Below are 13,794 nucleotides of genomic sequence, written 5' to 3'. Positions count from 1 at the left end.
TATCTATGACGCTGCGCGCGCTGGCATGAACGCAGTCGTGCGGAAAGCAATGGAAAAAGGCGATTCGCCCGAAGTGGTAGCCAAGACGGTTTTGGCGGCTGCGACCGATCGCGCTCCGAAGAGGCGCTATGCGGCGGGAAAAATGGCGCGCCAGGTCAGTCTCCTGCGCCGTTTCGTCCCCGCATCCGCATTCGACAAGAGCCTGCGTAGGCAGAACGGCCTGCCGGCCTGACGACACCGACGACTCCGTGAAAATCGGAATCATCGGCCCTGGAAACGTCGGCGCCACGTTGAGGCAGCCCAAACCCGACGCAATTTGCTTTGGAGAACGCCCGGCGGTTGTTGGCGTTGGATAAGCGATATGTTATGTTGCAGTGCGAAAGAGCGGGGGCCACGTCCTTTCAAACCCGTAAGCAATCTGTATGTGCGACCCCTGCAATCTGGTCGGTATCACTGAAACTCCCGGGCATGGGGTTCGGGATTCGATGGGGACAAGGGGTAATGCTTTACACGCTGGTTATGATGGTCTGCCTGACGGATGTGCCGCAGACCTGTGAACAACGCGAACAGATGGTGGACGGCCTGGCGATGAACCCAGGGACCGCTTTCATGCAGGCGCAGCCGCTGGTCGCCCAATGGATCGAGACGCATCCCGGTTATTTCGTGCAGCGCTGGCGCGTGCTGCCCGGCCGGGGAACGTGAGATCCGCTGCGGAGATAGAGGTTCTACTTCTTCGCGGCGAGGGTTTCCGAGACGGTCTTGGACAATTGATAAAGCCGCTGCTCGATGATCGTCGGCACTTCACAGACGTAAGTCAGTGATTGGACGCGTTCGTTGAAAATTCGCGTTGCGAATTTCAGCTGCTCGGTTCGTCGTTCGATGTCGTCGGGATCTGCATCCGGCTTTGCCCGCAACGCATCGACGGCGGACGCTTCCTTGCGCAAGGCGGCGGCCATTTCGAGCTGCTTGTGGGCGTACCGGGAAATGCCTGAGATCACGTGCGAACGCTCGGCGTCCATATGATCGAACATGCCTTGCACCAGCATCGCCATTTTTGGCGCAAGCTGCTCGGCCGGCAACGAGGCGGCGAAATCCTTGATTTTCTTCTGGGCTTCGGCAATCGGCATCCGCCGGGCTGCCACCTCCTCGACCAGGCCGGAGACGGCAGGGTCCTTCGAAAAATCCTTCGCCGCTGGCGGAAGCTCCGGCCCGTTCCAGATCTGGCCGAGCGAGAGTTGCGGCACCTTGCGCTGTATGCAGGGCCAGTCCGGATCGGTATTCGCCGCCCTGGCGTTCACGCTCGGCGCGAGCATGGCAACCACTGCCAGGCTGCGAACAAGGCTCATTCGTGCCATCAGGCATTTCCTCCGGTGTCTTGTTTGCGGGTCACCAGGCCGCGCGAAGGGTCGTAGGCGATGATGGCGGCGGCAAGGAACAGAACAGTGCAGCCGGCAACGACGCCCAGCGACAGCCACTCAATCTGGCCGTAGAAGGCGAAGCGGATCAGTTCGACGGCATAGGTGAACGGGTTGGCGAGGCAGATCTTGTGGAGCAGCGGGCTCGCCTCCTGGATGCGCCACAACGGATAGAGCGCCGGCGAGGCGAAATAGCCGGGAAAGATGACGAAGTTCATGATGCCGGCGAAATTTTCGAGCTGCTTGATCATCGATGACAAAAGCATGCCGAGCGCGCAAAGCATCATGCCCGACAGGAACAACGCCGGCAGCACCATGAGATAGCCGATCGGCGGCGCCTTGACGCCCCAGAACCAGGCAACGATCAGGAACGCATAGACCTGCGCGATCGATACGGAGACCCCGGCGAGCATCTTCGACACCAGCAGGAACCAGCGCGGGAAGGGGCTGACCAGCAGGGTGCGCATGTTGCCCATCTCGCGGTCATAAACCATCGACAGCGAAGACTGCATGCCTGAGAACAGCAGGATCATGCCGCACAAGCCCGGCGTGATGTAGACCTCGTAGAGCACGTAGGTCTTGTAGGGCGGAATGATCGACACGCCGAGCACCTGCCGGAATCCGGCGGCAAAAATGAACAGCCAGATGAGCGGCCGAACCAGCGAGGATATGAAGCGCTCACGCTGGTGCAGGAAGCGCAGGCATTCCCGCAGCACGACGCCCTTGAGGCAAATGAGATAGTGGCGCAGGCCGAATTTCTCGAACTTCACCGGAATGATGCCGGCGACTTTCTCGGGCATTGCCGGAGCGCTCATGGCGATAGCTCCGCGGTGCCGGCCGCCTCGATGCGGCTGAGCCTGGAAAAGGCGTCGCGGATCGAACCGGCGCCGCTCGTCCTGACGACATCGGTCACCTTGCCCTTGGCGACCAGTTCGCCCTGCCGCAGCACGACGACATGGTCGCCGTCGTCAACCTCGTCGATCAGATGCGTCGCCCACAGCACGCCAATGCGCTCGGTTTCGACGAGCTTGCGGATGGTGGCGAGAATGCCGGCGCGCGACTGGATGTCGAGACCGACCGTCGCCTCGTCGAGCAGCAGCAGCGAAGGGCGGTGGAGCAGCGCCCTGGCGATCTCGATGCGCCGCATCTGGCCGCCGGAAAGGCTGCGCGCCTTGTCATGTTGGCGGCCCGGCATGTCGACGATATCGAGCAGCGCGGCAATTCGCTGCCGGGCCTCGCGTCCGCCGATGCCATGCAGCGCGGCGTGGTAGGAGAGGTTCTGATGGACGCTGAGGTCGAGGTCGAGCGTGCGCGCCTGGAACACGATGCCCACACGCCTGAGCGCCTCGCCCGAGGCGCGGCTGACGTCATGGCCGAAGATGCGGATCGATCCGCGGCGGGTGTCGTAGAGGTGGCTGATCAGCGAGAACAGGGTTGTCTTGCCGGCGCCGTTGAGACCGAGAAGAACGGTGAACGTCGCCGGCGCGATCGAGAACGAGACGTCGCTGAGCGCCGGCTTCGGACCATAGGAGTGGCTGACGGCGGCGACGTCGAGCGCCGCCACCTGATCTCCCGGTCCGCTTGTCCTCACATGCTGCACGCGGCTGGCTCCCTTGTCGTCGACAATAGTCTAGCCCAAGTCTAGTCCACGGGGCGCGATCGCGCAGGTCCTGCTTTCAAACCTTACTTGATCGTGATCGTGCCCTTCATGCCCTTGTCGGCGAGGTCGGGCACTGACCATGTGTAGATGCCGGGCCTCACGGTGGTGAACTGCACCTGGATGGTGCCGTCGGCGTCGAATTCGAGCCATGCGGGTGCGCCGTTCATGTGCACCTCGAGGTCGTTGATGACGATCTGGTTGTTCCACACATTGCGGAACAGGTCGGTGTGGAATTTGTATTCCAGCCCGCCCGCCGCGGTGATCTTCCAGCGATAGCCCTGGCCGGCGATCAGCTCAAAATCCTTCTGATTGGCGGTGAACTGGTCTTGCTTGTTGCCGAGGATAAGTTCCGGCACGTCTTTGCTGGCCCGGGTCGCCTTCTCGGCTTGCGGACTGGCCTCCGTGCTGGCGGCCGCGCCGGCGGCGGCGTCATCGTCATCGCCGTCGCCGTCCTGCGCCCAGACCTGGCCCTGAGTGAGCGCCATGCCCACCAGCGCGGCGAAAGCGGCTGCCCGAAATTTGCGCATGATTTCCTGCCCTTCTGCTGTTTTTCTGCCTGCTTGATTCACCTGGTTTATTCAATGGTTCATTTGGCGGAATTCATTTGGGAGAGACGACGACGCCCCACGGCAGCGCGCCGACGGTCACCGACTGCACCGGCTCGTCGGTCGCCACGTCGATGAAGGTGATGTCGTTCGACACGCCGTTGGTCGAGATGATGGTCTTCTGGTCCGGGGTGAAGGCGAGCTGCCAGACCCGCTGGCCGACTAGCACGTATTTCTCGACCTCGTATGTCTGCGTGTTGATCACCGCGACGCGGTTGGCCGGTCCGAGCGCCACATAGGCTTTCTTGCCGTCGGCGGTGATGCGCACACCGACCGGCTGGATGGATTCGGCCCTCAGGCCTGATATCTCGAAGGTGATCTTCTGGACAACTTCGCGCGTTTGATTGTCGATCACCGAAACAGTGCCACCGATCTCGGCACTCACCCAGGCCTGCTTGCCGTCGGGCGTGAACTCGACGAAGCGCGGACGCGCATCCACCAGCACGTTGTCGGTGATCTCGTGGGTCGTCGTGTCGATGAAATGAGCCATGTTTGTCGTTTCCGACGTATTGACCATGGTCTTTCCGTCCGGGCTGACGCCCATGCCTTCCGGTTCGACTCCGACCGGGATTTCGGCCAGCACCTTCTTATTCTCTATGTCGATGACGGTGACGAGATTGTCGTCCTCATTGGCGACATAAAGCGTCTTGCCGTCAGGCGAGAGCACGAAGAGCTCCGGGTCAGGCCCGGAGGGCAAGGTATCGACGATCTCCAGGGACGCCGTGTCGATCACCTCGATCGAATCGTCGTCGCTTGCGCAGAGATAAATGTGCTTGCCGTCGTGCGAGATGGTGATGCCGCGCGGACGCTGCCCGACATTGACGGTCTTCACCACCTGCATCGTCGCGGTGTCGACGACGCTCATCGTGTTGTCCTTTTCGTTGGAAACATAAGCCATGTAGGCCGACGCCGGGCCGGCCATGAAGCCGGTCGCGAGAATGGCGAGTGCGCAAGCTCGTCTCTGCACCGAAATTCCTCCCAATTGGTTCTACTCAAGCACGCATTTTGTTTCCGGCTCATCGACCCCGAGCGTATCGAGCTCGGACACCTGGTGCAAAAAACCTTCCTGCGGCGATGTCGAGACGACCGATCGGCCGTCGCCCAGGAAGATCGGCTGCCTCAACTGCTGGTTCCACTTGCGGAAGGTCAGTTTCTGCCCTTTGAAGGCGGCGATCGAAAAATCGTCGGAGCGGATGAAGTCGGCCATCTTGCGCGGGTCGGCGCCCTGCGTGCGGGTGGCCGCCTCGCCGAGGATGCGCACCGCGGTCCACGCCGCCATGTCCTTCGATATCATGCGGCGGCCGTTTGCCTTGGCGAAGCGGTTCTGGATCTGGGTGCCGCCCCATTGCTCGCTGGCCGGATGCCAGGCCGACGGGGTGAGGCCGGCGGTGCCGGCGACCGGCCGCGGAGTCCAGGTGCGGAACGGAACATAGGTGCCGAACACCTCGCTTTCGTCGGCGACCAGCAACACATCGTGCTCCGGCAGGTCCTGGGTGAAGACAGGCATCTGCCGCTGGATCTGGACGACGCCGGAATCGGTCCGCCGTGCCGTTCCGGTATCCTCGAACAGCTTTTCGCCGACGATCTCGCCGCCGAAGCGCGTCGCCGCCCGGCGCAGCGCCTCCGCAAAAAGCTGGTCGCGCTCGTGCGAGCCGTAGACCAGCACCCAGCGCCGCCATTGCTTCCAGATGAGATATTGCGCCAGCCCGTCGGCCAGCATGCTGCGCGTCGGGATGGTGTGGAAGATGTTGGCGCGGCATTCCTCTTCGCGGAGACTGTCGTCGGTGGCTCCGGCATTGAAGATCAAAACGCCGTTGTCGCGGGCAAGGTCGGCGATCGACAGCAATTGCCTGGCCGAAACGTCTGCGACCACGTAGCGGTCGCCTTTGGCGATCATTTCCTGGAAGGCCGCAACGACATCCGCGTCCGGCTTTACCTCGATCACGTCGAGGCTGAATTTCTGGCCGAGGAAGCTGCCGGTCGTGTTGTTGTCGGCAATCGCCACATTGCCGCCGGCAACGCCTTCGTCGCGCGGCGGGACGTCGAGCACCGACAAGGCCAGCTGCGGCGCATAAGCGCGCAAATAGCCTATCTTGATTTCGGTCAGCTTTTTTTCCGGCTTGGCCGTTGCGGCCGGTTGCTTGCCCGTCGCTTCCTGGGCTGGCGCGCCAGGAACGTTGACGGTCAGGGAAAAAAAGCACAAAAAGGCCGCGAGAGTGCCCGGCACCGCGCTCGTCATCGATAAAAATTACCCGTTCTTGCGCTAAAGTCCGATTGTTGTCGGACCGGCGCGAAGTCAAGGTGCCCGTGATGAGCTTAGCTGACCCGCAAACTTTATCAAACCCTGAAAGTGGACGTCTCGCGTCTGCTTTAGTGCCATGCCTGCTCGCCGGAACGGCAACCGAGCGGATTTCGGTATTCGGGCCCGAGAGCGTCCTGTCCCTCATGCCGGAGAAAGTCCAATGACCAGAATGCTGGCCAGTGTCACCGGCGTTGACGAGGCGGAGATCGCGCTTTCGGGCGGCGTCGACATCGTCGACCTGAAGGAGCCGAAGGCGGGAGCGCTGGGCGCGGTATCCACGCAAACCATCCGCCGCACGATTTCATTCATCGCCGGCCGGGCGCCGGTCAGCGCGGTCTGCGGCGACCTGCCGATGGAACCGGAGACGATCCGCGCCAAGGCCGAAGAGATCGCTGCGACCGGTGTCGATTACGTCAAGATAGGCTTTTTTCCGTCGGCAAATGCCGCCGCCTGCGCGGCAGCGCTCGAACCGCTCGCCGCGCGAACGAAGCTGATCGCCGTGCTTTTCGCCGATCTGGCGCCGGATTTCGAGCTTCTGCCGAACTTTGCCAAACATCGCTTCTACGGCGCCATGGTCGACACTGCGAACAAGGCAAACGGGCGGCTGCTCGACCATCTGCCGCCCGAGCGTATCCCGGGATTCATCGATCGAACGAAATCGCTTGGTCTCATGGTTGGGCTGAGCGGATCGCTGGAAGCCCCAGACATTCCGCGCCTGCTGCCCTTCGCTCCCGATTTTCTCGGCTTTCGCGGGGCGCTGTGCGGCCACTCCGGCCGCGTGGGTTCGATCAGCGCCGAGGCGCTTTCGCAGATCCGCGAGTTGGTCCCGGAAGAATCCCGTGCCGGCGGCGCGTCGAGCGTCGACTACCGCCTGCTGGCGGCGAGGGGCTATTCTCCGGGTACCGACCCGACACTGGGCACCGACAAGATATTCGTGCGGGACTTTGTCCTGCCGGTCCAGATCGGCGCTTACAGCTTCGAGCACGGCCATTCACAGAAGGTGCGTTTCGACGTGACCGCCGACGTGCTGCAAGTCACCGACCATCCCGAAGACATGCGCCATGTGTTCTCCTACGACATCATCATGGACGGCATTCGCACCATCGTTGCGCGAGGCCACATCCAGCTTAGCGAGGCCCTGGCCGAGCAGGTGGCGACGTACATTCTGGAGAACCCGCGTGTCGTGCGCGTCACGGTAAGGGTGGAAAAACTCGAACTCGGCCCAGGCGGCGTCGGCGTCGAGATCGAACGCAAGCGCCAAGCGGCAGGCCGCGGCGTCGCCTCCGGCCCTGCCGGCGGAAAAGAGCAGAGCGCTGCTTCCCAGCCGCGACAGGAAAGGCCTGAGGTCGTGAGGCGAGCCGCCGTCAAGCCAGCCGTCGTCAAGCTTGGCGGCAGCACGGTCCATGCGGCGGAAATGGAAAGCTGGATCGCGGCGCTGGCGGGTTCCAAGCTGCCGATCGTCATCGTGCCCGGCGGCGGCCTCTTTGCCGACCAGGTGCGCGAGATGCAGTTCCGCATGGACTTTTCCGACACCGCCGCCCACGCCATGGCGATCCTCGCCATGGAGCAGTTCGGCCAGATTATCCTCGACCGTGACGAGAGGTTGGCGCCGGCACGGTCGCTGGAAGAAACGGTGCGAGCGTTGGACGAGGGGAAGGTGCCGGTGTGGCTGCCGTCGTCATTGGCGCTGGCAGCGCCGGACATTCCGGCGTCCTGGGACATTACCTCCGATTCCCTTGCCGCCTGGCTTGCCGGCAAGCTCGGCGCGAATGCGCTGCTGCTGATCAAGCAGACCGGCGCCTTCCTCGGCAGCGACACGATCGACAGCCTGACGGTCAAAGGCATCGTCGACGCCGGCTTCGCCGCCATGCTGCCCGACGGTGTCGATTTCCATCTCGCCGGTCCGAAAGATGCAGCCGAAGCCGGGGCGCTGCTCGCGTCGAGCAATCTGCCCGGCATCGCGATCGCCGCTCCGATCCGGCCGGCAAGGAAAGCAGGGTAGGCGATGGCGGAGCTGCATACGCCGCGCTGGGCATGGGTTCTGACCGGTTCCGGTCATTTTTTTACGGAGAGCTTCGCACTCATTCACCAGCTCGAGCATTGCGATGTCTTCGTGTCGAAAGCCGCCAACGAAGTGCTGCGCATGTACAAGCTGAAGCTCGATTTCCCGGAGACGACGCGTGTGCTGCACGACAAGACGGCGAGCGCGATCCCGGTCGGCGAATTCTATCACGGTGTCTATCACACCGTGGTAGTGGCGCCGGCCAGTTCCAACACGGTCGCCAAATGCGTGCACGGCATTTCCGACACGCTCGCCACCAACGTCTTTGCCCAGGCGGGAAAATGCCGGGTGCCGGCGATCGTCTTTGCTTGCGACACCGCGCCGGAACTCGAAACCATGGCGCCGCATGGGCTGGTCAACGTCTATCCGCGCAGGATCGATCTGGAGAACACCAACCAGCTGAAGAGCTTCGAGCGGACCCAGGTGGTCGAGTCGCTTGCCGATCTCGAAGCCTCGGTCAGACGGCGCCACGCCGAACTTGCAAGCCATGGCTGAGCGGCTGGCCTTTCTTACCGGCCATCTGGCCAAGGTCCGGCTGGAAAGGCTGCTGGCCGGGCTGGGCGAAACTGAATTTGCCTGGGAGATCATCGACATCGGCGTCAAGGTCGCGGCGCTGATGAGCGAAGAAATCATCAAGCGGCGGCTCAGCCTGACAGGCGGCGCCGACCGCGTCATCCTGCCCGGCCGCTATCGCGGCGACATCGAGCATCTGTCGAACCATTTCGGCGTGCCCTTCGTCCGCGGTCCCGACGAGATCGCCGATCTGCCGGCCTTTCTCGGCCGGGCGGGCGAGCCGCCTGATCTTTCGCGTCATGACATGCGCATCTTCGCCGAAATCGTCGATGCGCCGATGCTGTCGGTCGAGGCGCTGGTGGCGAGGGCACGGACGCTGGCTGCGGCCGGCGCCGACATCATCGATCTCGGCTGCCTGCCGGAAACGCCGTTTCCATTACTCGAAGAGGCCGTGATCGAGCTGAAGGCACAGGGATTTCTGGTCAGTGTCGATTCCGCCAGCACGGACGAACTGTCGATCGGCGCACGCGCCGGTGCGGACTATGTTCTCAGCCTCGATGAGAACACGCTGCCCTTGGCCTTCGACCACAAGGCCGTACCAGTGCTGATCCCGTCCACCCCCGGCGACCTGGATTCGCTCGGACGGGCCATTGAAGCGGCGCAAAGGGCCGGCGTCGCCTTCATCGCCGACCCGGTGCTCGACCCGATCCATTTCGGCTTTGCCGCATCACTCGGGCGCTTCATCGAGGCGCGCCGCCGCTGGCCCGAGGTCGAACTGCTGATGGGCACCGGCAACCTCACCGAATTGACCGACGCCGACAGTTCCGGCGTCACCGCCGTTCTGGCCGGGCTCTGCTCGGAACTTCAGATCCGAAACGTGCTTGCCGTGCATGTCAGCCCGCACACGCTGCGAACGATAGAGGAGCACGATATTGCCCGCCGCATCCTGTTCGCGGCGAAGAACGACGGTGCGCTGCCGCGGAGTTACCATCCAGGGCTGCTGCAGGTTCACGACCGCAAGCCGTTTACGGCCTCGACCGAGGATATCGCAGCACTCGCGGCGGAGGTGCGCGACACCAACTTCCGCATCATGACTGCCGAGGACGGCATCCACGTTTTCAACGGCAAGGGGCATGCGGTTGCCAAGGATGCGTTTGAACTCTTCACCGGGCTTGGCGTTGAGGCGGATGGCGCACACGCGTTCTATCTCGGCGCGGAACTGATGAAGGCCGAGATCGCGTGGCGCCTCGGCAAGCGCTATGTGCAGGACGAGCCGCTCGCATGGGGCGTTGCCGCGCCGGCTCCCGAAACCGACCGCACCCGGCTTGCGGAAGCGGGCCATACGCTTCGCGCGAAGAAAGAGCGCTAAACCATGCCCTATATTCGCGAATCGATCATCACCACCGTCAACAAAGCCGGCGAGGCCCACATCGCGCCGATCGGCATCATCGCCGAGAAGGACGGCTGGGTCATCGCGCCGTTCCGCCCATCGGTCACGCTCGACAATCTCGCCGAAGTGCCGTTCGCCATCGCCAATTATACCGACGATGTGCGTATCTTTGCCGGCTGCCTGACCGGGCGCAAGCAGTGGCCGACCGTTGCGGTCGACGGGTTTCCGGTGCCGCGGCTCGAGGCGGCGCTCGCGCATTCGGTTCTCGAAGTCGAGAGTGTCGATGACGATGCCATGCGACCTCGCCATTTCTGCCGCGTGGTGCGGGAGGAAACGCATGCGCCGTTCACCGGCTTCAACCGCGCCAAGGCGGCGGTGCTGGAACTGGCCATCCTGGTCAGCCGGCTCGGCATGCTGCCGCGCGACAAGATCGAGGCGGAGATCGCCTACCTTTCGATTGCCATCGAAAAGACCGCGGGCGAGGGCGAAAAGGAAGCCTGGGGCTGGCTGATGCAGCGTGTCGACGATCACCTGTCGGGCGAGGATGCCAGCGGCGAGGAGGTACGGGGCTGAACGGGATATGCTGAACCAGAGTAAGCGTCCGGGCTCACGCGTTTTAGCACACGGTGGCGGCGATCTCAAACGGCGGTGTTCGACCCCTTGCGGACAATCCCTGATGGGAGGTCAAGGGAGCGTCGTGACCCTAGCGGACATTCCCGGCTCAAGTTTGCTCCTGGAAGCGGACCTTCACCGGAACCAGCGGATTGCGGGCGAGGAGACGGTTCTCTCTTCGTTGGCCTCGACAGCTGGAGCGGCCAGGAAGAGAGACAAGGCCAAGCAGGCCGGGCGCAATGCGCCCCTGTCCAATGCTCCTGACGGTCGTATCTTGCTCATCGACTTCACCCTACCGAGGGGCGCTCCCACATCACCTCGCGACCGTCAGTCCATCCAGCCACTCCGTGACCCGCTCGACGGTCTGCCGCTCCTGCGGGGCTTGCATGGAAAATCCCTCGACAAGTTGCGCGTCCGTCGCATGCCCGGCCACGACAGTCAGGCTGTCTCCCAGCCCATAACCGCCATGCGTGATGATGGGGATGACGGTCTTTCCTGAGAGATCATGCGCGCTGAGAAACGAGCGGATCACAGGCGGCGCCGTCATTCCCCAAATCGGGAAGCCAAGGAATACCGTCGTGTATTGAGCGACGTCGGTTACCTGCGCTTTAAGAGGCGGCTCGTAGCCACGGGCACTTTCCTGTCGCGCTTGCTCGACCGTCTCAAAATAGTCGGCGGGATAGGGATTTTCGGGCACGATCTCGAACAGGTCAGCTTCCAATGCGCGGCTTACCTGACCCGCGATGACGCGCGTGTTCCCGCTTCGCGAGAAATACGCAACGAGCATCTTTCCTTCCGGGAGTTGCGCCGCCGCGGCCGGAGAGAGCGATGCTCCTCCGCCTGCCGTCAGGGATAGAAGCAGCGAGGACATGAGGATTTCCCTCCGCGTCGGACTGTCGGGGACCATCTCTTTCTCCGAAATGTTGATCAGAGGCCCGTCATTTTGAGCACCGCCTCCGGAAGGCGCTCACCTTGCACTTCGATCTTCGAAAGCGCCGTTGCGATTTCCCCCAGGTCGTCTGTCGAGAGCGTCACGTCGACCGCACCGAGGTTTTCTTCCAGCCGATGGAGCTTCGTGGTTCCGGGGATCGGCACGATCCATGGCTTCTGCGCCAACAGCCATGCGAGAGCGACTTGTGCAGGCGTTGCGCCTTTGCGCTCTGCGACGGCCTTGACGATGTCGACCACCGCCATGTTGGCCTTACGGGATTCTGGAGAGAAGCGCGGCACGCTGCTGCGGAAGTCCGTTGGATCGAACCTGGTGTTCTCGTCGATCTTCCCGGTCAGGAATCCCGCACCGAGGGGACTGAACGGCACGAAACCGATCCCGAGTTCTTCAAGTGTCGGCAAAAACTCGACTTCCGGCCCGCGCCAGAACAGCGAGTATTCGCTTTGAACGGCGGTAACAGGCTGCACCGTATGCGCGCGGCGGATCGTCTGAACGCCCGCTTCGGAGAGGCCGAAGTGCTTGACCTTGCCCCCTGCGATGAGATCCCTGACAGCTCCGGCGACGTGCTCGATCGGCACGTCGGGATCGACCCGATGCTGGTAGAACAGGTCGATCCGGTCGGTCTTCAGGCGTTTCAATGCCGCCTCGGCCACCGCCTTGATGTGCTCGGGACGACTGTTGGTGCCTCCGCTGCGCACGCCTGTCTCGAGGTCGAAGCCGAACTTGGTGGCGATGACGACGTCGTCACGGATCGGCGCGAGAGCCTCGCCGACAAGCTCCTCGTTGGCGAAGGGACCATAGGCCTCGGCCGTGTCGAAGAACGTCACACCACGATCATGCGCATCGTGGATGAGCTTGATCATCTCGCTCTTGTCCGCGTTGGAACCGTAGACGCCAGTCATGCCCATGCAGCCGAGGCCAAGGGCCGAAACCTCTAGATTTCCGAGATGCCGGTGTTTCATCATGGTAGCTCCTTCAGTTCTTTTCAGGCGCCTCGACATTCGAGAACGCGAGAACGGCGTCGGGCAGGCGCTGGCCGCGCACCTCGATCGCCTTGACAGCCGAATTGAGCTCGCCGATCTCCTCGGGCGTGAAGCGGATCGAAACGGCGCCGATGTTCTCGAGCATGTGCGGCATCTGCGTCGTGCCGGGAATCGGAACGATCCAGGGTCTTTGCGCCATCAGCCATGCGAGCGCGATCTGCGCCCTGGTGGCCTGCTTCCTGTCGGCCCAGTCACCCAGCAATTTAACGAGCGTGAGGTTCGCGGGCAGGTTCTCAGGCGAGAAGCGCGACTCGATCCCGCGGATGTCGCCCTCCGCGAACCGCGTCCGCTCGTCGATCGCGCCCGTCAGAAACCCGACGCCGAGCGGGCTCCACGGCACGAAGCCGATGCCCAGCTCCTCGCAGACTGAAAGCACCTCGTCTTCTGGCCCGCGCCACAGCATCGAATACTCGCTCTGGACGGCGGAGACGGGAAGCGCGGCGTGGGCGCGTCGCAGTGTGTTGAGTCCCATTTCGGAGAGGCCCCAATGTAGGACCTTGCCCTCGTCCATCAGGTCCTTGACGGCGCCCGCGACGTCCTCGATCGGAACCTCCGGATCGACGCGGTGCTGGTAGAGAAGGTCGATGCGGTCGGTGCGGAGGCGCTTGAGCATGCCTTCGACCGCCAGTTTGATGTGGTCCGGGCGACTGATGAGGCCGGGTCCCCGCTCGCCCGTCTCAAGGTCGATGTTCCAGCCGAATTTCGAGGTGATCACGACCTCGTCGCGGAACGGCTCAATGGCCTCGCCAAGAATCTGTTCGCACTCATGCGGGCCATAAGCTTCGGCGGTGTCGAAAAAGGTAACGCCGCGCTCGTGGGCCGTGCGGATGATGTTGATCATCTCCGGCCGCGACGGGATTGTCGTCTGGTAGGTACGATGCATGTTCTGAACGCCCAACCCGACGCTGGAGACCTCCAGCGTTCCAAGCTTCCGGCGATCGCTCGACGGGACTGCTGCAGAGCCGCTCGCATTGCCGGTCTGCGCCGATGCCCGCGAACTGGCGCTGGCGAGGATGGGAGCGGCCGCTAGCGTTGCCGCCGCGCCGAGAAAGATGCGGCGGCCTATTACGCTCTCATTCGTCATGTTGCGGGTCCTTCTTATAGCGTTCCGTCTGGCTGCGATGGGAGTTCGATCCAGTCGCTGGCAAACCTGAGAGGCAGTCTGTTCCTCGCCTTCCACGGCCGATGACCGCAAATTTAGTGCCTGCAGCAACTTGCGATAAGGCGCTATAATCCGCATGAG

14 protein-coding genes and 1 pseudogene are annotated in these 13,794 nt (G+C 62.9%); 6 read left to right on the top strand and 9 right to left on the bottom strand.

Translation table 11 applies throughout. The annotated features are described in order from the left end of the window. Nucleotides 1-232, top strand: a pseudogene (locus tag BQ8482_RS39250) (oxidoreductase); the annotation flags it as partial. A gap of 269 nt (nt 233-501) precedes the next feature. Further along, nucleotides 502-702 carry a hypothetical protein gene (locus BQ8482_RS14560; RefSeq protein WP_023797709.1) on the top strand — a complete coding sequence of 67 codons (201 nt, stop codon included), beginning with the start codon at nt 502-504 and terminating at the stop codon, nt 700-702. Nucleotides 703-725: 23 nt separating this feature from the next. Here the strand turns inward: BQ8482_RS14560 and BQ8482_RS14555 are convergent, their stop codons facing one another. From BQ8482_RS14555 to BQ8482_RS14530, 6 genes are all read right to left on the bottom strand, one after another. Next, nucleotides 726-1,355 (bottom strand): hypothetical protein, encoded by a 630-nt coding sequence (locus BQ8482_RS14555; protein ID WP_123148269.1) that lies wholly within the window; start codon nt 1,353-1,355, stop codon nt 726-728. Next, nucleotides 1,355-2,215 (bottom strand): ABC transporter permease, encoded by an 861-nt coding sequence (locus BQ8482_RS14550; RefSeq protein ID WP_165848585.1) that lies wholly within the window; start codon nt 2,213-2,215, stop codon nt 1,355-1,357. Before BQ8482_RS14550 ends, BQ8482_RS14555 begins: the two co-directional genes overlap by 1 nt. An 11-nt stretch (nt 2,216-2,226) precedes the next feature. Next, nucleotides 2,227-3,015 carry an ATP-binding cassette domain-containing protein gene (locus tag BQ8482_RS14545; RefSeq protein ID WP_123148267.1) on the bottom strand — a complete coding sequence of 263 codons (789 nt, stop codon included), beginning with the start codon at nt 3,013-3,015 and terminating at the stop codon, nt 2,227-2,229. Between the two features lie 83 nt (nt 3,016-3,098). After that, nucleotides 3,099-3,602, bottom strand: coding sequence for a cupredoxin domain-containing protein (locus tag BQ8482_RS14540; protein ID WP_123148519.1), 504 nt, complete (start codon nt 3,600-3,602; stop codon nt 3,099-3,101). A 73-nt stretch (nt 3,603-3,675) separates the two neighbouring features. Beyond that, nucleotides 3,676-4,602, bottom strand: coding sequence for a YVTN family beta-propeller repeat protein (locus BQ8482_RS14535; RefSeq protein ID WP_165848584.1), 927 nt, complete (start codon nt 4,600-4,602; stop codon nt 3,676-3,678). A 66-nt stretch (nt 4,603-4,668) separates the two neighbouring features. Next, the gene (locus BQ8482_RS14530) at nt 4,669-5,919 is read right to left on the bottom strand and encodes an ABC transporter substrate-binding protein (protein ID WP_123148265.1); all 1,251 of its coding nucleotides are present in this window, start codon (nt 5,917-5,919) and stop codon (nt 4,669-4,671) included. 223 nt (nt 5,920-6,142) lie between these two features. On the opposite strand from BQ8482_RS14530, the gene BQ8482_RS39245 reads away from it, so the two are divergent. The 4 genes from BQ8482_RS39245 to BQ8482_RS14510 are packed head-to-tail and all read left to right on the top strand — an operon-like array spanning nt 6,143 to nt 10,520. Further along, on the top strand, nt 6,143-7,984 hold the full coding sequence (locus tag BQ8482_RS39245; RefSeq protein ID WP_123148264.1) for a (5-formylfuran-3-yl)methyl phosphate synthase: 1,842 nt from the start codon (nt 6,143-6,145) through the stop codon (nt 7,982-7,984). Nucleotides 7,985-7,987: 3 nt separating this feature from the next. Next, nucleotides 7,988-8,539 (top strand): flavoprotein, encoded by a 552-nt coding sequence (locus BQ8482_RS14520; protein ID WP_123148263.1) that lies wholly within the window; start codon nt 7,988-7,990, stop codon nt 8,537-8,539. Beyond that, entirely contained in the window at nt 8,532-9,926 is a 1,395-nt protein-coding gene (locus BQ8482_RS14515) for a DUF6513 domain-containing protein (protein ID WP_123148262.1), read from the top strand. The genes BQ8482_RS14520 and BQ8482_RS14515 overlap by 8 nt, the downstream gene beginning before the upstream one ends. A 3-nt stretch (nt 9,927-9,929) precedes the next feature. After that, entirely contained in the window at nt 9,930-10,520 is a 591-nt protein-coding gene (locus BQ8482_RS14510) for a DUF447 domain-containing protein (RefSeq protein WP_123148261.1), read from the top strand. Between the two features lie 352 nt (nt 10,521-10,872). Here the strand turns inward: BQ8482_RS14510 and BQ8482_RS14505 are convergent, their stop codons facing one another. The 3 genes from BQ8482_RS14505 to BQ8482_RS14495 are packed head-to-tail and all read right to left on the bottom strand — an operon-like array spanning nt 10,873 to nt 13,635. Then, nucleotides 10,873-11,430: a flavodoxin gene (locus BQ8482_RS14505; RefSeq protein ID WP_244602808.1), complete on the bottom strand. Its 558-nt coding sequence runs from the start codon at nt 11,428-11,430 to the stop codon at nt 10,873-10,875. Between the two features lie 56 nt (nt 11,431-11,486). Next, entirely contained in the window at nt 11,487-12,470 is a 984-nt protein-coding gene (locus BQ8482_RS14500) for an aldo/keto reductase (RefSeq protein WP_123148518.1), read from the bottom strand. A gap of 13 nt (nt 12,471-12,483) precedes the next feature. Beyond that, the gene (locus tag BQ8482_RS14495; RefSeq protein ID WP_123148259.1) at nt 12,484-13,635 is read right to left on the bottom strand and encodes an aldo/keto reductase; all 1,152 of its coding nucleotides are present in this window, start codon (nt 13,633-13,635) and stop codon (nt 12,484-12,486) included. Nucleotides 13,636-13,794 lie beyond the last annotated feature (159 nt).

The sequence above is a fragment of the Mesorhizobium delmotii genome, assembly GCF_900149755.1.
Lineage (GTDB): Bacteria > Pseudomonadota > Alphaproteobacteria > Rhizobiales > Rhizobiaceae > Mesorhizobium > Mesorhizobium delmotii.
Note: the sequence above shows the minus strand (reverse complement) of the source record. Positions and strands in the feature narration are given on the sequence as shown.